17 protein-coding genes are annotated in these 23,576 nt (G+C 66.8%); 7 read left to right on the top strand and 10 right to left on the bottom strand.

What is annotated here, in order from left to right; genetic code table 11:
• Positions 1-52 precede the first annotated feature (52 nt).
• Genes cydD through M3B11_RS01565 form a run of 3 tightly spaced genes read right to left on the bottom strand, consistent with a single transcriptional unit; the run spans position 53 to position 6,075 of the window.
• Complete coding sequence (gene cydD / locus M3B11_RS01575; protein WP_259874866.1) at positions 53-3,457, bottom strand: thiol reductant ABC exporter subunit CydD; 3,405 nt, start codon at positions 3,455-3,457, stop codon at positions 53-55.
• Complete coding sequence (gene cydB / locus M3B11_RS01570; protein ID WP_259874865.1) at positions 3,454-4,491, bottom strand: cytochrome d ubiquinol oxidase subunit II; 1,038 nt, start codon at positions 4,489-4,491, stop codon at positions 3,454-3,456. Before cydB ends, cydD begins: the two co-directional genes overlap by 4 nt.
• Before the next feature lie 9 nt (positions 4,492-4,500).
• Entirely contained in the window at positions 4,501-6,075 is a 1,575-nt protein-coding gene (locus M3B11_RS01565) for a cytochrome ubiquinol oxidase subunit I (protein WP_259874863.1), read from the bottom strand.
• 321 nt (positions 6,076-6,396) lie between these two features.
• Here M3B11_RS01565 and M3B11_RS01560 point away from each other — a divergent pair, with 321 nt between their 5' ends.
• Positions 6,397-6,756, top strand: a complete 360-nt coding sequence (locus tag M3B11_RS01560) for a BlaI/MecI/CopY family transcriptional regulator (protein WP_259874861.1) — start codon at positions 6,397-6,399, stop codon at positions 6,754-6,756.
• 15 nt (positions 6,757-6,771) lie between these two features.
• Complete coding sequence (locus M3B11_RS01555; protein WP_259874860.1) at positions 6,772-7,653, top strand: M56 family metallopeptidase; 882 nt, start codon at positions 6,772-6,774, stop codon at positions 7,651-7,653.
• Between the two features lie 10 nt (positions 7,654-7,663).
• Here the strand turns inward: M3B11_RS01555 and M3B11_RS01550 are convergent, their stop codons facing one another.
• Positions 7,664-9,784, bottom strand: a complete 2,121-nt coding sequence (locus tag M3B11_RS01550; RefSeq protein ID WP_259874859.1) for a type IIA DNA topoisomerase subunit B — start codon at positions 9,782-9,784, stop codon at positions 7,664-7,666.
• A gap of 136 nt (positions 9,785-9,920) precedes the next feature.
• Between M3B11_RS01550 and M3B11_RS01545 the strand changes: the two genes are divergently transcribed.
• A complete protein-coding gene (locus tag M3B11_RS01545; RefSeq protein ID WP_259874954.1) occupies positions 9,921-10,775 on the top strand; it encodes an N-acetylmuramoyl-L-alanine amidase in 855 nt (284 codons plus the stop codon).
• Between the two features lie 104 nt (positions 10,776-10,879).
• Here the strand turns inward: M3B11_RS01545 and M3B11_RS01540 are convergent, their stop codons facing one another.
• Together M3B11_RS01540 and M3B11_RS01535 are read right to left on the bottom strand one after the other, a co-directional pair.
• Positions 10,880-12,604 (bottom strand): RNA polymerase sigma factor, encoded by a 1,725-nt coding sequence (locus tag M3B11_RS01540; RefSeq protein WP_259874857.1) that lies wholly within the window; start codon positions 12,602-12,604, stop codon positions 10,880-10,882.
• A gap of 236 nt (positions 12,605-12,840) precedes the next feature.
• Positions 12,841-14,124 (bottom strand): DUF4192 domain-containing protein, encoded by a 1,284-nt coding sequence (locus M3B11_RS01535; RefSeq protein WP_259874855.1) that lies wholly within the window; start codon positions 14,122-14,124, stop codon positions 12,841-12,843.
• A 139-nt stretch (positions 14,125-14,263) separates the two neighbouring features.
• Here M3B11_RS01535 and M3B11_RS01530 point away from each other — a divergent pair, with 139 nt between their 5' ends.
• A complete protein-coding gene (locus M3B11_RS01530; RefSeq protein WP_259874853.1) occupies positions 14,264-15,004 on the top strand; it encodes a spermidine synthase in 741 nt (246 codons plus the stop codon).
• 5 nt (positions 15,005-15,009) lie between these two features.
• On the opposite strand, the gene M3B11_RS01525 is transcribed toward M3B11_RS01530, so the two are convergent.
• The 4 genes from M3B11_RS01525 to M3B11_RS01510 all read right to left on the bottom strand — a co-directional run bounded on the left by M3B11_RS01525 (position 15,010) and on the right by M3B11_RS01510 (position 20,898).
• The gene (locus tag M3B11_RS01525) at positions 15,010-15,627 is read right to left on the bottom strand and encodes a M23 family metallopeptidase (RefSeq protein ID WP_119932700.1); all 618 of its coding nucleotides are present in this window, start codon (positions 15,625-15,627) and stop codon (positions 15,010-15,012) included.
• 94 nt (positions 15,628-15,721) lie between these two features.
• Complete coding sequence (locus M3B11_RS01520; protein WP_259874953.1) at positions 15,722-16,582, bottom strand: chromosome condensation regulator; 861 nt, start codon at positions 16,580-16,582, stop codon at positions 15,722-15,724.
• 39 nt (positions 16,583-16,621) lie between these two features.
• On the bottom strand, positions 16,622-20,077 hold the full coding sequence (gene mobF / locus M3B11_RS01515) for a MobF family relaxase (protein ID WP_259874851.1): 3,456 nt from the start codon (positions 20,075-20,077) through the stop codon (positions 16,622-16,624).
• A 158-nt stretch (positions 20,078-20,235) separates the two neighbouring features.
• Positions 20,236-20,898 (bottom strand): MerR family transcriptional regulator, encoded by a 663-nt coding sequence (locus M3B11_RS01510; RefSeq protein ID WP_259874951.1) that lies wholly within the window; start codon positions 20,896-20,898, stop codon positions 20,236-20,238.
• A 97-nt stretch (positions 20,899-20,995) separates the two neighbouring features.
• On the opposite strand from M3B11_RS01510, the gene M3B11_RS01505 reads away from it, so the two are divergent.
• From M3B11_RS01505 to M3B11_RS01495, 3 genes are all read left to right on the top strand, one after another.
• A complete protein-coding gene (locus M3B11_RS01505; protein ID WP_259874850.1) occupies positions 20,996-21,886 on the top strand; it encodes an SDR family oxidoreductase in 891 nt (296 codons plus the stop codon).
• A complete protein-coding gene (locus M3B11_RS01500) occupies positions 21,883-22,320 on the top strand; it encodes a DUF1772 domain-containing protein (protein WP_068483897.1) in 438 nt (145 codons plus the stop codon). The genes M3B11_RS01505 and M3B11_RS01500 overlap by 4 nt, the downstream gene beginning before the upstream one ends.
• A gap of 265 nt (positions 22,321-22,585) precedes the next feature.
• Entirely contained in the window at positions 22,586-23,443 is an 858-nt protein-coding gene (locus tag M3B11_RS01495) for an exopolyphosphatase (protein WP_259874848.1), read from the top strand.
• The last annotated feature ends 133 nt before the right edge of the window (positions 23,444-23,576 follow it).

Below are 23,576 nucleotides of genomic sequence, written 5' to 3'. Positions count from 1 at the left end.
CCGGTTGAGCAGGAGATCTCCTGGTCAACCGTCTCTTCTTGTCATGCCGGGCTCACAGATGCGCCGGGATTCGGCCCGTCAGCTGGACGGGGATGTCGGAGTCGGCAATGAGGGTCGGATCGTGAGTGACGAGGATGACGAGTTCCTCATTCAGTCCCCTGCGCAAGTCGGCCATAAGCGCGGCTGCCATCTCCTCATCGAGGTGAGCCGTCGGCTCGTCGAGGACCACCACCTCGGCGTCGGCCAGCAGGGTGCGCGCAACGGCCAGGCGCTGCCGCTGGCCACCCGACAGATGCCCGCCGCCGGCACCGATCCGCTCGTCGAGCCCGATGTCGGCGGCAAGAGCACCGAGTCCGACGCGTTCGAGCGCAGACTGCAGCTCTGCGTCGCTGGGTCTGTCCTCGCGCGGACGGGCGATGAGCAGATTCGCCCGCAGCGTCGAGTCGAAGACGTGCGCTTCCTGCGGGCACCACGCGATCCGCCCGGCCAGGTCCATCGGCAGACAGGTCAGTGCGTCGGTGTCGTTGAGCTGGTAGCGGCCGGTGCGCGGGTCGAGGAAGCGCAGCAGCACGCTCACAAGCGTCGTCTTGCCCGAACCTGACGGACCGGTGACAGCAGCCACCCCACCGCGGGGCAGCACTGCGCTGAGGCCGGTGAAGACGTCGGTCCGGGTACCCGGCCAGCGCGCCGAGATGTCGGACAGCGTCAGCTCGGTGATCCGTTCAGGGCTCACCCCGGTGGCAAGGGCGCCTGCGTTGTCTGCCGGGTCGAGATCGTCGACGCGGGCGAGGGTCCGTGCCAGTCCCGGCCACTGCTGGACAGCGGACAGCGAGTCGGCAAAGGCGTCGATGAGCGCCAGCGGCAGCAGCACGGCGACGGCGAGCAGTTCGCCGCTGAGCTCACCGGCTGTAACCTGGCCGGCGAGCACCGGGATCATGATGATGCCGGTGAGCACACCCACAGCGGTGATGATGCCCTCTCCGACACCGGTGGCGCGGATCGCTGCTGATTCGTAGGCCCCTGCCGAGGCGTCGGCGCGTGTGAACTGTGCCGCGGCCGGTGCGGTGCGACCTGCGGCGATAAGATCCTCCCGGGCATAGAGCAGACGCGCGAGCACTCCGAGTGCCTGCTGCCGAACCGTCAGCGCTGCACTGCTGGCCGCGCGGTCTGCCCGCACCGTCACCCACGGTGCGGCACCCAGGCACAGCAGACCGCCGACGAGCATGATGAGTGCGGCCTCCCAGGCGATGACGGCCAGCGTGCCCACTGCGGCGATCGTCACGCCGAGGGCGACGACTGGGGGCAGCACGACACGGGGAGCGATGTCGCGGATGTCGTCGACATCGGCGATGAAGCGCGTGAGTGCGATGTCGCCGCGCAGCAGGGTGCGGTTGGCGGTGCCGGTGCGGGCGAAGCCGATCCACATCCGCTCCCGCAGGTCGATGAGGGCACGCAGCACCGCGTCGTGCAGAGCCAGTCGCTGCAGGTAGGTGAACACCGCACGTGACAGTCCGAAGAAGCGCACGCCGACGATCGCGACGAGCAGGTACATGATCGGCGGCTGGGCAGACGCGCGGACGATGAGCCAGGCGGAGACACCGGTGAGCGCAGCACCGGCGGCGACGGCGGCGACGCCGTAGAAGACGGCCAGCCAGAACTTCGCCGAGCGCATGTCGACTGCCGTTGCCAGCCGGCGCAGCAGCGTGCCCGTCGGCGCGGCCGGCACAGCCGTCTGCTCATCGAAGGCAGCTGTGTCCCGGTTCCCAGGCGGGGATTCTCGATAGCCTGACGTCGCGTCGGCTGCGGATGCAGCGGGGACGGACCGATCGGTGACCGCCGGTCGCGCGGCGGATGTCAGACGGATGTGTGTGTCGGCTTCGGAGACGAGGGTCTCGTCGTGGGTCGCGGCGATGACCGGGCGGGTGCGCGCGAGCCGGTGCAGGGTCTGCCGCACTGCGGCTGCGGCACCAGCGTCGAGGTGGGCGGTCGGTTCGTCGACGAGGATGAGCTCGGCGTCGCGCTGGGCGCACACACGGGCGATGGCCAGCCGGCGCTGCTCCCCCGGGCTCAGCGCGGCGCATGGCATCTCAGGGTCGACGTCGAGAGCTGCAGCGGCGGAGATCTCGATGGTCTCCTCGGCAGTGAGCCCACGGCCGGCGTACAGCGAGAGCTCTTCGATGACCGTCGGTGCGAACATCCGCGGGCCCTGCCCGGCATAGGCGACGCGGGCGGGGACGCCGCTGAGACTGCCGGTGATGCGGCATTCCCCTGTCTCGGTGCTGCGGACCAAACCTGCGAGCACGCCGAGCAGCGTGCTCTTCCCCGATCCGGAGGTGCCGGTGACCGCGGTGAGGCCGGTGCCCGGCACCTCGGCGGTCAGCGGCGGCAGTGCTGGCTGCTGGCGGGAGGCGTAGGAGACGCTGAGCTCGGTGAAGGTGATCGGGGTGCCGGCCGGGCCCGTCTCCGGGCTGTCAGATGCCGGTGTGAGTCCGAGGCGCTCGGCGGCAGGGTGCTCGGTCATGGCCGAGACACGGTCGTAGGCGGCGACGCCGTTCTCAGTTGAGTGGAATGCCGCCCCCAGGCGGCGCAGCGGCAGGAAGCACTCCGGGGCGAGGATGAGGGCGAAGAGCCCCGCCTCCAGGCCCATGTGACCGTAGACGAGCCGCACGCCGATGAAGACTGCTACGACCGCGACTGAGATGGTGGCGATGAGCTCCAATGCCAGAGCGCTGATGAAGGCCACGCGCAGGGTCTGCATGGTGGTGGTGCGATAGCTGGTGCTCATGCGCCGCAGTGCGGCGGTCTGCGCGGCGACTCGGCCGAGGCCGACGAGGACGGGCAGGCCGCGGGCGAGTTCGACGATGTTGGTCGAGAGCTGGTCGAGCGCGCGCGTGGCGTCGGCGACGCGGTTCTCGGTGTAGCGGCCGATGAGGATCATGAACATCGGCACGAGCGGCAGGGTCAGGATGAGGATCAGCGAGCTGACCCAGTCGGTGAAGAGGACCCGGGCGATGATGAGGCCGGGGATGAGCGCACTGGCCAGCAGCGCGGGCAGTACCCCGGTGAAGTAGTCATCGAGATCGTCGAGGGTGCGGGTTGCGGTGAGCGCGAGCGCCCCGTCTGAGGCCGGCAGGTCGCGACCTGAGCCGGCAAGGCTGCGGTCGACGAGGCGGGAGCGCAGCGTCGTCTTGAATCCCACGGCGGCACGCGCCCCGGCTGTCTTCGACGCCCAGGTTGTCAGACCGCGGATGAGGGCGCCGGTGATGCCGAGCGCGGCAGCCGTGGTGATCGCCCGGCCCTCCATCGCTGCGACGATGCCCCGGGCGATGCCGTCAGCGACGAGGATGAGGCCGAGGGCCTGGGCTGCGGCGATGAGGCCGAGCAGCCATAGCTCCCGCCGGCCCTGTGGGGCGGCATGCGCTATGGCGACAGGCGATCGGTGCTGTGTCCGGCTCACTGATGGTGGCTGCGGATTGCGACCGGCACCTGGTGGGCTGGCGGGATGTGCTCGGTCTTGAGGCGCGTGGCGAAGACCGAGTAGCTCCAGATCTGGTAGACCAGCACGATCGGCACGAAGACGATGGCGACGATGAGCATGACCGTGAGTGTGTATCCCGAGGACGAGGCGTTCGAGACCGTCAGCGAGAATGCGTCGTCGACCGTCGAGGGCAGCACCTTCGGGTAGATGGCCTGGAACACCGCCGTCACGCCGACGGCGAGGAACAATGCCTGGGCGAAGAACGCCGACTTCTCAGCGTCTTTGCGGATCTGCAGCCACATCACCGCGGCGAGCACTGCGGCGACGACGATGAGTCCCCAGCCGATGAGTCCGCCGTGCATGAACTGGACGATGACGACCCAGGCGACGAGCGGCAGCAGGAACACCGGCGCCAGCTTGGCGGCCAGCGCGCGGGCCCGGAACCGGACCTCGCCATCGGTCTTGAGTGAGATGAACAGCAGGCCGTGCAGCAGGCAGAACCCGACGACGCCGAGTCCGCCGATGATGGCGTAGATGTTGACCCAGGCGAAGGCACCGCCGATGTTGTCACCGTTCTCGTTGAGCGGCAGACCGGTGGTGGTCAGCGCCAGCATCGCACCGACGCAGAACGCTGCGAGGGCGGAGCCGCCGGCCAGGCACCAGGTCCAGCCGTTGCGCCAGGCCTCTGTGTGGACCTTGCCGCGGTACTCGATGGCGACAGCGCGCAGAATGAGTGCGAGCAGCGCGAGCGTCAGCGGCAGGTACAGCGCTGAGAACAGCGAGGCGTACCACATCGGGAAGGCTGCGAAGGTCGCACCGCCAGCGGTGAGCAGCCACACCTCGTTGCCGTCCCAGACGGGGCCGATGGTGTTGAGCAGCACGCGGCGCTCCTTCTCGTCGCGGGAGAAGCCCTTGAGCAGCATCCCGACGCCGAGGTCGAATCCTTCGAGGAACAGGTAGCCGAGCCAGAGGACGGCGATGAGAATGAACCAGATTGTCGGCAGAAGATCCATGTTCTCCCCTTAGTACGCGAACGACAGCACGTCGTCGTCACTCTTGTCGACTGTGGGTTTGTAGTTGGCCTTGTCGATCTCCGGCATGGCTGAGACGACGCCGCCGCGGGAGTAGACCATGATGAGCTTGAGCTCGAAGACCATGAGCACTCCGTAGATGAGCGTGAGCGCGACGAGGGAGAAGAGCATCTCCGCTGCGCTGACCGATGGTGAGATCGCAGCCGCCGTGTAGAGGAACACCCCGTCGATTCCCGATGGGTCGGGGTTCGGTGCGACGACGAACGGCTGACGGCCCATCTCGGTGAACACCCAGCCGGCGGAGTTCGCGATGAACGGTGCCGCGATTCCCCACAGTGCCAGGCGTGAGAGGAACTTCGAGCGTGGCACGGTGCCCTTGCGGGTGACGATGAGCGCGTAGACTGCCGCAGCTGCGCCGAGAACGCCGAAGCCGATCATGAGGCGGAAGCCCCAGTAGGTGACGATCATGAGCGGCTGGTGGTCGACTTCCTGCCCGGAGTAGGCGCCGTACATCTCACCTTCCGGCAGCGTCGTGCCGTATTTCTCCTGGTACTCAGGGATGAGGGTGTTGACGCCGGGCACCTCGGTGTCGAAGTCGCCGTTGGCCAGGAAGGACAGCAGTCCGGGGATCTCGATGACCGGGGTGACGTCGTCACACTGGTTCGAGGCCAGGTTGCCGATCGTGAGCACGGAGAACTCGTTCCCGTCGTGGCAGGCGCCCTCTGCCGAGGCCATCTTCATCGGCTGCTGCTCGTACATCAGTTTGGCCTGGATGTCACCGGTGATGGCGACGAAGACGAAGGCGATGACCGCCGCCCAGGCGCCGATGCGCAGCGACTTGTACCACACAGTATGGTCCTTCTCGTCACGGCCGGGCACCTCGGGAGCGGAGCCGACGATCACCTTGCCGGTCTTCTCGTCGATCGTGTCGATGCCGTCGACCCGGCGGCGCCACAGGTGGTACCAGGCGATGCCGAGGAGGAAGGCGCCGCCGACGGCGACCGAACCGGCCAGTGTGTGGGTATAGGCCGCCCACGCGGTGTTGTTCATCAGCACCGCCCCGACGTCGACCATCTGCGGGCGACCGTCGATGATCTCCACACCGACAGGGTGCTGCATCCACGAATTGGCGACGATGATGAAGTAGGCGGAGATCCATGAGCCGATGACGGCAGCCCACAGAACACCGAGGTGGACCTTGCGATTCAGGCGTCCCCAGCCGAAGATCCACAGGCCGAGGAAGGTGGATTCGAGGAAGAAGGCGATGAGCGCCTCCATCGCCAGCGGAGCTCCGAAGACGTCGCCGACGAAGCGCGAGTACTCTGACCACGCCATGCCGAACTGGAACTCCTGGACGATGCCTGTGGCCACGCCCATGATGAAGTTGATGAGGTACAGCTTGCCCCAGAACTTGGTGGCACGCAGCCACATCTCGTTGCCGGTGCGATGGTACATCGTCTGCAGAACGGCGACGAGCAGACCCAGTCCCAGGGTCAGCGGCACCATCCAGAAGTGGTACACCGTGGTGATGCCGAACTGCCATCGGCCGATCAGTACCGGATCCACCTTCTCCTCCTGTCTCCGCGCGGGCTGGGGGAATTCCTGCCTGCGGGCTGGGAAATCTACCTGCAAGTAGAGTATCGGCTTGACTGCGCTTGCGTTCGAAAGCCCACATCGCACGCCCTGCTGTCTCATTGGCTGAACTTGCGAGGAGACAGGCCCGAAGAGCCCGCTGGCCATATCTTCCTTGACCGTGCTGTGCCCCTGGGCTTTACTGGGAGATGGCCTGAAACGGACACGCCGTTGCGGACCACGCCAAGTGCTCGTCATTATCCGCACTAAACTTTTGCTAAAAGCAGGCGAAACCACGACAGGGAGAGTACGTAGGTGGCAACTCTGGGTGAACTCGAGCGCAGTGTCATGAATGCGCTGTGGAACTCAGTCGACGGCATGACCGCTGCCGATCTCCGGATCGCGCTGGCTGACCGCGACCTCGCGCTGACCACAGTCCATACGGTGCTCACGCGCTTGGAGAAGAAGGGCTTCGCCCGCCGGGATCGCTCCCGGCGCCCGCACCGCTATCTTGCGCTTTTCACGCGTGAGGAGCATGTCGCCGAACTCATGAATGAAGTCCTCGATCAGGCGTCGGACCGCCAGGCCGTACTTGCGCGCTTCCTCGGCACTGTCTCCGATTCCGACACGGCATTCCTCAGCAGGCTCCTCCAGCGCCGCGGCGCCGACAGCTGAACGTCCCCTCATCTGATGCTCTTCAGCGCAGTGCTGCTCACAGCGCTCGCGATCGTCCTTGCCTGGCCGATCCCCCGTCTCTTCGCCCGTTATCCCGGAAGCCGTGATCCGGCGGCGCGTCTGCTGCTGTGGCAGGCCATCGGTTTAGCCGGAGGGCTCTCACTGACCTCGGCTGTCCTCATCCTCGCGTTCATGCCCTTCACCGGCGCGCCAGGGCCGGCAGACGGGCGCAGCCTCAGCGCTCTGAGCTGGTGGAACTGGCTGCTCGTCGGGCTGGGGGCCGCACTGCTGCTGCGGCTGCTCAGCAGCCTGGTGATCCACTGGATCAGGGTGCAGCGTCAGCGACGCCGGCACGCCGCACTTGTCGCGGTGCTCACCGAGCCCTCGCAGGAACTTCCGCATACGAGGATCCTCAAGGTCGATGAGCTCGTCGCCTACTGTCTGCCGCAGGGCGAGCACGGTACCACGGTGCTCTCAACGGGGCTGATCGCTGCCCTCAGTCCTGCCGAACGCGATGCCGTCGTCGCCCACGAGCGCGCCCACCTGCGCAGCCGGCACGAACTCGTCGTGCTGCCCTTCGCCGCATGGCAGCATGCACTGCCCTTCCTGCCGGCAGCACGCCAGGCTCTCGATCAGGTGACCCGGCTCATCGAGGTGATGGCCGATGATGTGGCCCGCCGCGCGGTGCCCGCTGACGACCTCGCGGCCGCTGTCCGGGAGATGAGCCGCCTGCAGGCCGGGCATTACAGCCGCACCCTGAGTGCTGAGCGGCTCGCCCGGCTGGAGCATCCGCTGCCCCAGCCGTCTGGGGCGCTGCGCTCGGCAGTCGTCATCGTCTCGGCAGCGCTCGTCGTCAGTCCGCCGGTGGTCGCAGTGGTCGAGTTGCTCAGCGTCTGAGCAGCCGGGATCAGGCGTCGATCTTCTCGGCGTCGAGGACTGCGGCACCGGAGACGATGAACTGCTTGCGCGGTGCGACCTCGGAGCCCATCAGCAGGCCGAACGTCGTCTCAGCGGCTTCGGCGTCGGTCATCGTCACCCGCCTGAGGGAGCGCAGCTGCGGATCCATCGTCGTCTCCGCCAGCTGGTCGGCGTCCATCTCGCCGAGGCCCTTGTATCGCTGCGGTGTCTTGTACGCCTTCTTCGCCCGGTCGAGCTTGCGCAGCTCGCCGGCCAGCTCCTTCTCCGAGTACGTGTAGATGTAGTCGTTCGCCTTGCCGCGGTTGATCACCTCGATGCGATGCAGCGGCGGCACGGCGGCATAGACGCGGCCCGCCTCGACGAGCGGGCGCATGTACCGGAAGAACAGCGTCAGCAGCAGCGTGCGGATGTGGGCGCCGTCGACATCGGCGTCGGTCATGATGATGATCTTGCCGTAACGGGCGGCATCGACATCGAAGGTACGGCCGGTGCCGGCACCGATGACCTGGATGAGGGCCGAGCATTCGACGTTGGCGAGCATGTCGCCGACCGAAGCCTTCTGCACGTTGAGGATCTTGCCGCGGATGGGGAACAGCGCCTGGAACTCGGAGTCCCGGGCCTGCTTGGCAGTGCCCATCGCCGAGTCGCCTTCGACGATGAACAGCTCGGAGCGGTCGAGGTCGTTCTTGCGGCAGTCGTAGAGTTTGGCCGGCAGGGACGAGGATTCGAGGGCGGTCTTGCGCCGCTGGTTCTCCTTGTGCGTCCGTGCGGAGATCCGGGACTTCATCTCGGAGACGATCTTCTCCAGCAGCAGGGTGGCCTGCTGTTTGTGCGGCCGCTTCGCCGACGAGAGGATCTCCCCGAGCTGCCGGTCGACTGCACGCGCCACGATCTGCCGCACCGCCGAGGTGCCGAGCACCTCCTTCGTCTGGCCCTCGAACTGCGGTTCGGCCATGCGCACAGTGACCACGGCTGTCAGGCCGGCGAGCACATCGTCCTTCTCCAGTCTGTCCTTGCCGACTTTGAGCTTGCGGGCGTTGGCCTCTACGGCTTTGCGCACGGTGCGCAGCAGCGCTGTTTCGAAACCGGCGACGTGGGTGCCGCCCTTAGGTGTGGCGATGATGTTGACGAAGCTCTTGACCCGGGTTTCGTAATCCCGGCCCCAGCGCAGCGCGATGTCGACACCGACCTCTCGCTCGACTTCGGTCGAGACCATATGGCCCTGCTCGTCGAGGACGGGCACGGTCTCCTTGAAGGTCTCGGAACCGGTCAGCCGCCACGTGTCGGTCAGAGCTTCGTCATGGGCGAGGTGATCGACGAACTCGGAGATGCCGCCGTCGAAGCGGAACTCCTCGGCCCGCGATTCGATGATCTCGCCGGTCTCGTCGCGGGCGATTCCCCGGTTGTCGGTCACCCGGATCGTCAGGCCCGGAACGAGGAAGGCCGTCTGGCGGGCGCGGTCGATGAGTGCGCCATAGGCGAAGTCGGCGTCCTTGAGGAAGATCTGCGGATCCGCCCAGTAGCGCACGCGGGTGCCGGTCGCTCCACGTTTGGCCTTGCCGACGGTGTCGAGCTCGGAGGCTTTCTTGAAGGGGGTGAACGGGTTGTCCGGGGACGGCTCGCCGCTGCTGTCGTCGAAGCGGCCGGGCTTGCCGCGCTGGAAGGACATCCGAAAGACCTTCGAGGCGCGGGTCACCTCGACGTCGAGGCGGGCCGAGAGCGCGTTGACGACAGAGGCGCCGACGCCGTGCAGTCCGCCGACAGCAGCGTAGGATCCGCCGCCGAACTTGCCGCCGGCATGCAGCTTCGTCATGACGACCTCAACGCCGGTCAGCCCGGTCTTGGGCTCGATGTCGACGGGGATGCCGCGGCCGTTGTCGGCCACGGTGACGGAGCCGTCCGGGTGCAGGGTGATGTCGATGTCCTCACCGTGGCCGCCGAGGGCCTCGTCGACGGAGTTGTCGATGATCTCCCACAGACAGTGCATGAGCCCGCGCGAATCAGTCGAACCGATGTACATTCCCGGGCGTTTGCGCACGGCATCAAGCCCTTCGAGGACGGAGAGCTGACGCGCTCCGTATTCCTTGTCCGAGGCCTTCTTGACTGCCACGCTTCCACCCTTTCGTCGTCGCTGCTGCTCTGCGGTCACTGCTGGGCCGCCATCAGAGTCTATGCGCTCATGCGCTCGATCGCCCGCTGCCATGCCGTGCACCGCAGGATCGGCTCTCAGCTACGCTGGACGTGTGATGTTCTCCCCTCCCTTGGCTGGCACGACAGGCCCGGTGTCCGCCGTACTGCTCAGTGCTGGTCTGCTGCTCAGCGGCTGCAGCAGCCAGTCCGCGCAGACACCCACGGCGCCTGCCACCTCGGCGCCCGTGGCGACGCCGGTAGCGGGTGAGACGGTCGGCTCCGGTTCGCCGAGCCCGTCTGCGACCGCGGAGGCGCTCGACGGGCTCACGATAGCCTTGGATCCCGGCCACAACGGCAGGAACAGCAGGAATCCCTCGGAGATCAGTCGGAAGGTGCCCGACGGTCGGGGCGGTACGAAGGCCTGCAACACCACCGGCACCGCCACTGCAGGCGACTACCCGGAGCACGCCTTCACCTTCGATGTCGCCGTGCGCGCCGGGGATCTGCTCGAAGACGCCGGCGCCGAGGTGGTGATGTCGCGTGCCGATGACGATGGCGTCGGGCCGTGTGTCGATGAGCGCGGGCAGTTCGCCGGTGAGGCGGGCGCCGATGCGCTTGTCAGCATTCATGCCAACGGCACCGCTGAGACCTCGGCGAGCGGCTTCCATGTCATCGTCGTCGACGATGCCGTCCACGCGGATGTGGAGGAGCCCAGCCGGGCGGTCGCCGAGCAGATGGTCACCGCATTCGAGGACGCCGAGTTCGATCCGAATCCCGCCTACGGCAGGGACGGGGTTGTCGCCCGCACCGACATCGCCGGGCTCAATCACGCCGAGGTGCCGGCGGTGATGATCGAATGCGGTGAGATGCGCAACCGCGATGAGGCCGCGCTGATGGAGTCCGAAGAGGGCCGGCAGCGCTACGCCGAGGCGATCGTCGCAGGTCTCGAAGCGCACTTCGCCGAGCAGTGACCGCATTTGGCTGACCAGCGACACCGGGGGTCTGTCTTCGGGTTCGCTGATGACAGGAGCCGGGTCCCAGAATGGAACCCGGCTCAGTATGTCTTTCGGATGTGTCAGTCGAGGTAGTCGCGCAGGACCTGCGAGCGCGAGGGGTGGCGCAGCTTGGCCATCGTCTTCGATTCGATCTGGCGGATGCGCTCTCGGGTGACCCCGTAGACCTTGCCGATCTCGTCGAGGGTCTTCGGCTGGCCGTCGTTGAGGCCGAATCGCATCGACACAACGCCTGCTTCGCGCTCAGAGAGCGTGTCGAGCACTGAGTGCAGCTGTTCCTGCAGCAGGGTGAAGCTGACCGAGTCGGCCGGCACAACGGCTTCGGAGTCCTCGATGAGGTCACCGAACTCGGAGTCGCCGTCCTCGCCGAGCGGGGTGTGCAGCGAGATCGGCTCACGACCGTACTTCTGCACCTCGATGACTCGCTCCGGGGTCATGTCGAGTTCCTTGGCGAGCTCCTCCGGGGTCGGTTCGCGACCGAGGTCCTGCAGCATCTGGCGTTGGACGCGGGCGAGCTTGTTGATGACCTCGACCATGTGCACCGGGATGCGGATGGTGCGCGCCTGGTCGGCCATGGCACGGGTGATGGCCTGGCGGATCCACCACGTAGCGTAGGTCGAGAACTTGAAGCCCTTGGTGTAGTCGAACTTCTCGACTGCGCGGATGAGGCCGAGGTTGCCTTCCTGGATAAGGTCGAGGAAGAGCATGCCGCGGCCGGTGTAGCGTTTGGCCAGGGAGACGACGAGGCGGAGGTTGGCTTCGAGCAGGTGGTTCTTGGCTAGCCGCCCGTCGTGGATGATCCACTTGTAGTCGCGGACGTCCTTGGCTTCGGTGACCTCACCGGCGTTGAGCAGGTGCTCGGCATACATGCCAGCTTCGATCCGCTTGGCGAGGTCGACCTCTTCAGCGGCATTGAGCAGCGCGACCTTGCCGATGAGCTTGAGGTAGTCCTTGACCGGGTCAGCGGTCGCGCCTGCGGAGACGACCTGTTGGGCTGGCTGGTCGTCGTCGTCGGTGTCAGAGACGACGAAGCCTCCGGCTTCCTTGACAGCCTCGTCCTTCTTCTCTTCCTGCGCGTTCTTCGTCTCGGTTTCGCTGGCCAGGGCTTCTGCCTCGAGCTGCTCGACCGGCGCCTCTGGGGCTGCGCCGTCGGCGCCCTTGGCGGCAGCTGCGGCGTCCTTGGCCTCAGCGTCGAGCCCCGCGTTCTTGGCGGTCGTCTTCTTAGCGGTGGTCTTCTTCGCCGCCGTCGACGTGGAGGCGGTCTTCTTGGCAGCGGTCGCCGAAGCGGCCGACTTCCGAGCCGCAGGCTTCTTCTCGGCTGTCGCCCTCGAAGTTGTCTTCTTGTCCGTATCCTCGGACTTCTTGGCGGCCGCCGTCTTCTTGGCCGCGGTGGTCTTCTTCGCCGTCGACGTCGTCTTCTTCTCCGCGGTCGACGTGGCAGACGTGGTCTTCTTGGCCCCGGCCGAGGAGGCGGTGGTGCCCTTCTTAGCGGTGGTGCCCTTCTTAGCGGTCGTAGTCTTCTTGGCGGTGGTGGTCTTCTTGGCGGTGGTGGTCTTCTTGGCGGTGGTGGTCGTCTGGGCCGCTGGCTTCTTTGCAGCAGCCGTCTTCGAAGCCGTGGTCGACTTCGCGGTGCTCGTCTTCTTCGCAGCGGTGCTCTTTGCCGCCGGCTTCTTCGAAGCGGCCGATGCCTTCGCCGTGGTCGTTGCCGACTTCTTCGATGCGGTTGACTTCGACGAAGTGTCCGTCGATGCGGCAGTGGTGCTCGAACCCTTGGCGTCTGTCGGCACTGGATCACCTTTCGGAGGAGTCGTGTCTGGCCCAGCTGACACTCTTCGAGCATCAGTAAGACCCTTGTCAAGCAGGGCGAGCCTGTGGACAGCTCGTCCGCCTGACCGGGTCAACACGCCATTCTGGCACGATATTCCCCACTGCGCTAATCACACGCACGCAGCGCACCGATTGACAAGACCTCTTCCAGGTGATGTCTGCCACACCACCTGGCAGGCGCGGCTGATCCGACGGTTCAGCCCTCCAGCACGGGAGGATCATCTCTGTCGAGCGAAAGCTCCTGCGGCTCAGGCTCTTTGCGGGGCGGCAGCGACGCGACAGGGGCGGATCCGGATCTCAACGTCGCAGGCTCATCACCCAGGATCTGTTCGGGCACCGGTTCATGCGCCCACAGCGGCAGCGTGGGCGTCATGACCGCTCGGGAGACGAGCCTGGCGAGCGTGCACGTGCTGTCGATGGTCAGCGCATTGCGGGCGAAGCACAAGGCGAAAGATGCACGCCCGATCGACCATTCCATCCAGGCGATCATCGACAGCACCGCAGGCAGGTGCTCCATCCGCACGTAGGTGGCCATCGTCTTGAGCAGCAGGATCCCGTAGGCGGACGCGCGGGCGTTCGGTCGCCGTGAGCTCAAGCCCGGCAGCTCGGCGGTAGCTTCCGCCAGCGGGGCGACCGCCTCGGCGTAGGCGGCGAACTCGCCAGGTTCCAGGCGCCGCATGTCCTCGGGCAGAAACGCGCTGTGTTCGAAGCTCACGAGCATCAGCACCGCATCGCGACCCCACTTCTCCTGACACAGAGCCTCCAGTCCGAGCACCGCCTTCGGATCCGGAGCCGGAAGCGTGTTGAGGCTGTGCTGCTGACCGGATTCGATGAGCTCGGCATAGCGCAGCACCTCAGCCAGCCACGCCTCGAACAGCTCATCCCGCTCGTGGGCCACTCCCCGGGTGCCGGTGATGACGCTTTCGAGGGCCAGGTCGCATTCCGGCAGGGCGGTGGCGGCTGAGAAGCTTGCGAAGGGGTCACCGTTGGCGCGGCTGAGCTGGCGGAAGGACTGGGTGCGCTCAAGCTCGCAGACCGTCCCCGAGCGCATGCCCGCTGTGAAGGAGCCGTACCCGAGCTGTGAGACCCACCATGCGCTGTGGGCGGTGAAGCCGGTGCACTCCAGTGCTTCGCCGATGAGCTTCAGGGGCACCGCATAGTGATCGAAGACATTGTCGAGTAGATCATCTGCCCAGCGCGCTCGCGCCGCTCCGTCCATGTCAGCGGAGAAGAGCACCGGGATGACGTACTGCGATGCCGAGACCCGGGCTAAGGCACAGACCGGTTCGAGCAGGTCCGTCTCGGTGGCAGCGGCGACGGCCTCGAAACCGAAGTCGATGCGCAGGGCCGGACCGAAGCTGATGCGTCCGCAGTCATGGTCGTAGCTGACCAGCACCAGGGACTCGGTCGGCTGATAGGTCAGCAGGTGCGGGACCGCGCTGATGAGTTCAGGGGCGAGGTGTTCAGGAGCAGCATTCATGTCCTCACTGTGTGCCGTGCCGCCGCTGCGGGCAGCGGGCCGTGCCCCAGCTGTGGACAGCGGCAGGCTGTGCACACCGACGCCGACCAGTCGTGCCCGGCTGGCGTGCAGCAGTCGCCGGCAGTCTACAGTAAGGCGCATGGGACGCAGACGGGCCAAGGACGAGGCACAGCAGCGCGAGTACGCCATCTCCACCGGCACCGCACGCATCGAACCGGTGCCAGCCGAACCCGATTCGTGGGTCCTCTACGTCAACGGCGTGCCGAGCTCGTGCATCACGCTCAGCGACCCGACCCGCCTGGACTTCGAGTACCTCGACTGGATGGCCCGCACGATCGACGCGCTCTTCGACACAGGTCAGACCCTGCGTGCTGGGCACATCGGGGCGGCCGGCTGCTCGCTGGCCCGCTACATCGACGCGACCCGGCCCGGGTCCCGGCAGACCGCCATCGACATCGACCAGAAGCTCCTCGAATACGTCCGCGAGTGGTTCGACCTGCCCCGCTCCCCTGCGCTCAAGCTGCGCGCAGGCGACGGTGCGGTCGAGATCGCCACGTTTTGCGACGACGCCCTCAGCCTCGTCGTCCGTGACGCCTTCAGCGCCGATGAGACGCCGGGCCAGCTTGCCGACGACACGTTCTTCTCCCACGCCGCGCGCACGCTTCGACCCCAGGGCATCTACCTCGCCAACATCGCCGACCGTCCCCCGCACGCCAGCGCTCGCGAAGAGCTGACACGGATGCGGCAGCACTTTGCGCACATCGTGCTCATCGCCGATCCCAGCCAGCTGCGCGGCCGGCGATTCGGCAATCTCATCGCCCTCGCCTCGGGAACGGACATCGACGACATCGCACTGGCCAATACCACATGTTGTGTTTGACACCACTAATCGCTGATGTCGATGACCGCTCCGTTGCGCGGGAGGGTGCCCCTGAACGTGAGGGGCACGGCTGCGGCGCGCTCGATATCGGGGGTGGTGATCGCTTGGATGTGGACGTGCGGCTCGGTGCTGTTGCCGGAGTTCCCGCAGCGCGCGAGCCCGGTGCCTATCTGCACGCGCTGTCCCGTCCGGACTTTCAGGCTGCCTTGCTGGAGATGGCAGAGGGCGACCACGACACCATCGGACTCGATGAGTACGTGGTTACCGGCAAGTGCGATCCACCCTGCTCGGGCTCGGCGTTGCTGGGTGAGGGCATAGCCGATAGACGGTAGTCCGCGATATGCAGGGTGGTCGGGTTCGGTGTCGTGCGCGGAGACGACGATCCCTTCGACAGGCGTCAGGAGCATGCGGCCAAAGCCCGAGAACTTCTCTGCCGGTTCGGGTCGTATGAACGAACTGAACGTGATGGGTGCGGAGCGCCCGGCGCCATCGGCGGGAACGAAGTCGATGGCGTAGGACGTGGCCAGCAGCGCCGTGCCATGGCTGGGTACTCGGTTGGCGGGGCTGTTCTGGACGATCCAGCGGCCAGTGAACGGGTATTCCAGATCGATGGAAGCTGCCATGACATTCCTCCCGCTCGTGCACACTATTGTCCCACCACCAGTGTAGCGGCATAGGCGCAGGGGTCCGGTCTTGGTCGTCGTGTTCCTGTGGTTTCTAGTCTCTTTCAGGGCAGTGCAGGCCTATCCACGACGTGACGTCTCGCCTGCCGTCGGCGCTGTTTCCTGCGCTGACGAGGGCACCATCAGCGCACAGGCCGAGGGTATGGGCGGAGCCTGCTGCGACTGCGATGATGTTGTCCCAGCCCTCGACATCGCACTGCCCGTGGCTGTTATCCCCAACGGCCAGAACCCGGCCGGAAGCGGTCACGCCCACTGTGTGGCGACTCCCGGCGGCCACCGCGACGACCTCCTCCCACCGGCTGACGTTGCCCGCTCCTGTGGCCGGTGCCGCAGTAGTGAGTACTCGCCCGTCGTGTCTCAACCCGACCGTGTGGAGGTAACCTGCCGCAATCGCCGTGAGGTTCCGCCAGTGCCCAACAGCGCATTGCCCTCGTCGGTTGTTACCGACCGCTACGGCTGAACCGTCCTCACATAGGCCGACCGAATGCCAGTCGCCGCACGAGACTGCCACGATGTCTCGCCAGGATCGCACATCGCACGCGCCCTCGCTGATGCGTCCGGTAGCCAGCACCGTGCCATCCGAGGCGACACCGAGGGTGCGTCGCCAACCCGCCGCTACCGCTGCGATGTCTCGCCATCCTCCGACTTCGCACTGCTGGTCGTCGTTCCATCCAGTCGCCAGCACTGTGCCGTCTGAGCGAAGACCGATGGTGTGCGATTTGCCCGTGTTCGTGGCGGTATGGACGTTGCCCGCTGCTACCGCGATCACGTCTTCCCAGCGGTCGACATCGCATTCACCAGCTCTGCCATCACCAACGGCGACCACGGTGCCATCCTGTCGCAGCGCAACTGAGTGCCGTCGGCCTGCCGCCAGTACCGGTCCGCATCCCCGCACTGCTGTCTCCACATAATCAGGATAGGTGCACGAACACGGCTACAGCCCGCGTGCCGGCCCCTCGCGACGGGGGTCGTGGCGGTAAGGATCAAGCGCAAACGGGTCATGGACCTGCCGCGCCCGTTCCGCTGCTCGTTGTCGAGCGTGCTCCTGATCGGCACGCTTGGCTTCGATGCGTCGGGCGGCGTCGGTGATGGGGAGACCGCGCAGTTCGTCGGCTTCAGCACGGGTCGTGGCGGCTCGCGCTCGGGCGTCGCGGGCGTCGCGGTGGGGGGTCGCTATCCGCATGCCGAGATGGTCACGACGTGCTCGCTCCGCCCCGTACTCGCTGACCAGCAACGCCAGCCGCTCCTGCTCGTGCCGCCCGAGTGTCGCTTTCCGGTCGGCGGTGGCGGCCTCGAGGGTTTGGGCGGCGTCGGTCACGCGCGGATCGGTCTCGGCGCGCTTAGCGGCGACTCGGGCTGCCCATTCCGGGAGACGGTCAGAGCCGCTCGGCGTGGTGCCCCATTCGGTGGTGACCTGTCCGCGCAACGTCTGAGTGTGTTCGGTTGCGGTGCGGTGCTCGGCGCGGGCTTTGCGTCGGCCAAACCTGCCCACGGTGGCGAGTCGGGCGCGTGCGGTGTCTTCACCCTCGACAGCACTGAGATAGGTCGCACCGTCGTGTGCGGCTTGAGCGGTGAGCGGTCCAGCGACCTCGGCGCGCACTCGTGCGGCCTCGTCTTCGGCCTTGCGGAGCACGGCAGTGCTCTTATCGTCCCCCGCTCGATGAGCGGTGCGTTGGGCGTCGAGGCGTGCGGCGATCTGCTCCCACCGCTCCGCCTGTCTCCGGGCGCGCTCGGCTTCCTGGTCAAGGCGGACGAGTTCAGCGGTGACAAGCTTGGCCGGGCCGTCACTGACGAGACCGCGCACTGCTTCGACGGCTTGGGTTGTGGCGTGGTCGAGGCCCCGGTCTGCCCGGTCGCGTTCCATCGCCTCAATGAACCGAATCTTGGCGTCGTCCATGTTCTCGGCGACGATGTGGAGCCGGTTGGTGTCGCGGCCTCGGGTCATGCCGACGTACACGCCCGCCGCGCTCGTCGCGTTACTGAGCAGCGTGTGGGAGCCGTCAACGGTTGCGCCTTGGACGCCGTACGCGGTCGCGGCGTAGGACAGGTGCGCGTGCTCGGCCACGTACTCGGGTGGAAGCGCGACGGTGCGCAGGTGCTTGCGGTCGCTGCCGACCTCGTAGGCATACACCGTGCCCTCGTCGGTGACGTGCTGCACGATCCACTGTTGCCGGTTCGCCACACCCAGGGTGCTGTCGTTGCGGCGGGTCTGGATGAGGTCACCGGCACCGATGCTCAAGCCGTCGCTGCCGGTCGCCGTCGTGGTGTCGTCTACCTCGCCACGCTCGACCCTCCCGGCGCGGATGCGCTCGTTCACCGCAGCGGCTTCTTCGTTGGTGGCGACGGTGATTGCCTCCCCGTCACGGGCGTGGGCGGTGATATGCTCGCGGGCCGCGTCCTCGACGGCGTGCAGGATGACGAGGCCCAGGGTGGCGAGTCGGTCGAACACGTCACCGGGGTTCTCCCGGTCGCGCATGGCGAGGGTGAGGGCCGCGTAGTCGGGGTCGGTGAACCGATGGAGTTCGGTCATGTCGTAGGTGCGGCCCCTGATCTGTTCGGCCATGTCGAGCACACCGCCCCGGCCGACCGCGGGGAGCTGGGCGCGGTCACCGATGAGCGCGACGGTGGCGCCTTCTTCTTGGGTGATGGTGAGGAGGGCGTGGGCAGTGTCTTGGTCGAGCATCCCGGCCTCGTCCACAATCACCCGTGTGCCGCGATCCAGTCGCGCGTCTTCGGGTGGCCCGGTATAGGTGCCGCCGGTTGCGGGATCGGTGTCGCCGGGGTTCAGGCGTGTCCACACGCCGTCACGGTTCCACCGCCACCCGTGCGCGTGCACCAGCGCCGCAATCGATGTCGCGGGTACGCCGAGTTCGTCGTGCGCGACCTGCGCCGCCCGCAACGTCGGTGCAACCACCCGCGACGCCCTGCCGTGTCCGGCGGCGACGGTGATCGCGGTGCGCAGCATGGTCGTCTTCCCGCTGCCCGCCGCACCCTCCACGATCACCAGCGGATCGGTAGAAGCCACCGCCGCTGCCGCAACGGTCTGTCCGGCATCGAGTCCGGTGGCGTGCGCCACGCGGGTCACGTCCGGGTGTTCCGGCTCCCGATCCGGCACAGCGGTGGTGATCTGGTCGCGTAGCGCGGTCTCGGCGGCGACGACGCTGAGGCTGGTCAGATGCGCGACATGCTCCGGCGTGAGTGCGCCCGGCGGCAGAACAGAGAAGCAATCCGAGACAGCAAGCCCGGTCGCCAGACCGATGAACTCCCGCAACTCAGCGGGCGTCGCCCGCGCGCCCGCCTCGGTGATGACCCTCGTGACGTGCTCGGCCACGGTGTGCCGCGTCCACGTTGACGCTCCTGCGGCGCTCCGGTCCAGCGCGCGACTGGCGACCTCCTGCACCGACAGGTCATCCAGCGATACCGGCGCGGGCGTCTCCCGCCGATGCAAGCGGGCCGGGTCGTATCCGGCCTCGGTGAGTTCGTTCACCCACCACTGCTCATCTTTGAGGTCGGCAGGCCTCTTACCGGGACGCTGATATGCCCACGCGGCATCCTGCAACCGTGCTGTGAGTGCCGGGCCAGGAGTCTCGCCGGGATGCTCCGCCTGCCACTCGGCGACCATGCGGTCCAGGTTGCGTCTGATCTGCGCCGACCGCTTCGACATGACCGCGTTGAACGGTTCCAGCTCGGTCACCTCACCGGATACCGGGTCGAGGGTCAGACCGTGCTCCGCGAGCGTCTGCGCGAGTTCGGGGTGCGCGGCGATGACCGCGGTGCCGAGGGCGCGGATCGCTCCTTGCTGCTTGAACAGGGCCGCGGTGGTCAGTGCCCGCCACTTCCCGGCCGCCCACACCCGGGTGCCGATCTGGAAGTGGATATGCCGGTGCGGATCACCCGCCCGCGAGGTCTTGTGCGTGATCGCGACGGTCTGCATGTGCTCGACCGGGAGGACTTCCTGCGCGCCGCGCGGCCCCGCCAGGGTGACCGAGTGCTGGCCAAGGAACCGTTGAATCTCTGTCGCCGCGTCACGCTGCGCCATATCCAACGCCTCCGATACCGCCGGGTGGAGGGCGGCGGCGACCGACAGGGACTTGGGGGCATTGATCGTCATCTCCGCGAACAACGGCGACCCCTTCCGCACGTCGCCGGGCTTCCGCGGCGTGCCCATCGACTCCCCGGTGTCCGGGTTGATCCAGTCCACCCACCCCTCGTACTCGTCCGCCGACAGCGACCGGGCAAAGGTGAGCTCGCCGGTGGAGTCGATCACGGCGTACTCCGCTACGGCGTCTTCTGCGCCGAGGTAGTACTCGTCGGCGCGGGACCGGTCGGCCTCGACATAGCGGCGGGCGGCAGCACCGCTGCCGCGGAACAGGATCACGCCGCCCTTCATCTTGGCCCTCCCTCATGAGTGGTCTCATGAGGGAGGTGTGCACCACGGCCCCGCCGTAAAATGCGTGCATCCAGAGAAGTAGCGGGGCTGGATCCAGAGAAGTAGGGGGTCTGGCTCTAGCGATGGCAGGGCAGGTGATCCGTGTCGAGCGATGAGCGCTATGCGCGAGCTTGACGTGTGGGAGTGTCGTGCCTGGTGGTTTCGATCTTCTGGTTGAGCTGGTTGGCGTAGTGCTGTTGGGCAAGGAGCACGAGGGAGTCCAGGAGTGGGCGGCGAAGCACGCTGCCCAGGACGACACCGCGGATCATCGTTTCGAGGTTCTCGGCCTCAGCGACGGCCCGGACGTCGATGCGTCCAACCGCGTCCGCGGCGTCGGCGTACTCATCGAGACGATCCAGAAGAAGGGTGAGGTCTTCGGCCTGCAGCTCAGCTATCGCCTGAACCGCTGCGGCGTGCGCGGGCGACCCCTCCTGGCATCGCCAACCGCGCGCGGTGACGAGCTCCGAGAGTAGCTGTAACGCAGCCTCCTCGCCTGGGACGGCTCCAACGTCGCCAACGAGTGCGTCTTGGGTGACGCCCATCGCATCGAGGACGGAAGGCTCAATGCTGACCGCCTGCACGACCTCCCGAACCTTGTCGAGCGGAAGCCCGGCAACCTTCACGAGCGCGCGGATCAGTCGGAGGCGTTCGAGATGGGCATCGTCGTATCTGGCCTGATTCACGCTCGTCCGTCGCCCCGGCTGCAACAGCCCTTCGCGCAAGTAGTACTTGATCGTGGGCACGCTGAGCCCTGACCGCCGTGACAGCTCCGCCATCCGCATCTCCACGTTGCACCTCGTTCCCATCGCGCTGGCGCTTTCAGATGGATAATACTAGTATCCATAAATAGATAATCGCACTATCCATGAGGAGGCGGGGATGGCACGCATCGCTGTCATAGGAGCAACCGGGTACCTCGGTGGGTACGCCCTTACCCGCCTGCTGGCAGACGGCCACACAGTGCGCGCGATCGTGCGGTCGCCAGAGAAGGCATCGCTACCAAAGGGTGTCGAGACCGTGCGGGGTGACGTCACGGCCCCCGACACGTTGGTGGCCGCGTTCACCGACGTTGATGGCGTGCTGCTGACCCTCAACGGTGGGAGCGACCCTGAGCGGGCGCGACACATCGAGGAAGACGGCGTTGCGAACGTTGCCGCCGCCGCTGAAGCGGCTGGGGTGCGGCGCGTGGTGCTGATCTCCGGCATGTTCGCACAGCCCGCCTATGCCGACTATCCCTGGGAACACTCCAAGGCCCGTGGCGAGCAACTCTTGATGGCCAGCCCGGTGGCATCCACCGTGTTCCGTGTCGGGTTCATCAATGAAACGCTCGCGAAGTTCATCCGAGGCGGCCGCCCGGTACTCATCGGCAACCAACCGCACCCGATCCACCCCGTCACCGCTGACGACATCATGGCGGCTGCCTCCCGCGCGTTCGAGATGCCCGAAACCGCGAACAAGGTCTACGACGTGGCCGGGGAGCAGACGATGACATTGCGGGAGGCGACCGCCGCATACGCGGGCGCAATATCCGGCAAGCCCGTTGCATCGAACGCGGTGCGGGTCATGCCGCTCGGATTCATGCGCGCCATCAATCGCCTATTCCTGAAGGGCGAGATGACCAGACCCCTGGGCATCCTCGACAGCATTGACCGCCACGGCGACGTGACCGACACCACCGCGTGGTTCCAGGACTTCGGCACCCCTCCCACCCCGTTCGCCAGGTGGATCGCGCTACAGCGCGACAACGCCGCCGAAAGGTCAACATCATGAACTGGCTGGAGACTGCCACCATCCTCGTCACCGGATTCGTCGGGTCAGCCGAGTTCGCCTCTGTCGCACTCGTGCACCCCGTGATCCGAAAACTCGCTCCCGACGACCAGCTCACCTTCGAGAAAGGGCTGCTCAAGACCTACGGACGCATCATGCCCATCGGCATGACCGCCGCCACCGTCCTCGCGATCACCGTCGCAATCCCGACGCCCTCGGCCTGGCTGATCTCCGCCGCCGTCGCCCTCGGGATCGCGCTCATCGTCACCATCTTCGGCAACGTGCCCATCAACTTCCGCACCGGACGCATCAAACAGGACACCGCACCCGAAGGCTTCATCGCAATGCGCCGCCGTTGGGATGTCTTCCAGATCACCCGAGGATCGCTTCAGCTCCTCGGGTTCATCCTCGTCACCATCGGACTCGCCGCCGTCTAGCAACTTCCCTCACCAGAAGGCACACGAACGGCATGAACAGAACAACGCCCGAGCGCCGCGAACTGAGCCACGGCTGCGCCCCCGGAGCACAAGGTATCCACCCCAGGTAATTCCTCCGTCGCCATCTCAACGGTCAGCCGAGAGTTTCGAAATGGCACTGGGATAAGTCGAACAGTAATGCTGACGAGCGGCGGGCATAGGGGCGCGTTGGTGAGCGTCCTGGTCTGGCTCCTGGTGGGCCACCTCCTTCACGGGAGGTACCACCGTGGCCGAACACACCCCGCCCGCCGCCGACGACGCTGCGGAGCCGGGCAGCCGAGGATTCGAGACGCCCGAAGGGCTACGCGCCCTGCTCCTCCGCCTGCACGAGTCTGGGCCTGGGGCGTGGCAGGGTGATCGGGAGGCGGCGGATCTGATGCGCTACACCGCCGAGCGGTATCGACGGCTGGCCAGGAAACACAACCTCGACCCGTGGCATATCGCGTCGGCGGCGTTCGAGGTCATGCTCGCCCCCTCGACGCGGAACGCAGGGAACCCGTGGGCCGTGGTCACCCGCGCCGTGCAGATCACCTGCGGCGTCGAGGCTCGGGCTGCTGGGCTGTTGGTGGCGACGAGCAAGGCCCGCCGCACGCCCAGGATCGCCGGATTCCATGATGCCGTGCGGTTCGCGGACCGAGAGGGCCTGGCCGACTACCATCCTGCGTTCGCGGTCGCTCCCGACGATGATGATCCAGAGTCCGGTGAGGATGACGGGCCGGTCGCTGCCGTGCTGTCGGAGGTGGTGGGACTGTTCGTGTTGGAGGGCTGGGATGCCGCGCTCGTGGCCGACTGCGTGGAGCATGTGGCCTATCGGCTGGCTGACCTGTCTTCGCGGTCCCGTGCGGTGGAGGTGCTGCGCCGCGACCGCACCGTGCCGGTCGTGCTGGGTCTGCCGCCACGGTCCTGGACTGCGCTGCTGCGGATCGTACTGGGCCATCCCGCGGCGAAGCACACCGGCACCCCGACCGGCGACGGCATACTGCTGCGCCTGCTCAACGGTGAACCGCCGGACTCACTCCGCGACGACAACGCGCTGACAGACGCCATACGCGCCGCCCACCCCAACCCGACGCCTGAACGGTGAACCTCCTCGGTGGTGCGGCCCGGCCTCCGGGTGGCATCGACCGGGTGGCGCTACTCGCGACAACATCTACATATAGCGTTTGCATCGCTTCATTCGCACTAGATATTGTGGTTGATGCTGCGTACCTGTCTGG

It is taken from the genome of Brevibacterium sp. p3-SID960 (assembly GCF_025144725.1).
In the GTDB taxonomy this organism is placed as follows: domain Bacteria; phylum Actinomycetota; class Actinomycetes; order Actinomycetales; family Brevibacteriaceae; genus Brevibacterium.
This window is presented reverse-complemented; position numbering and strand designations above follow the sequence as displayed.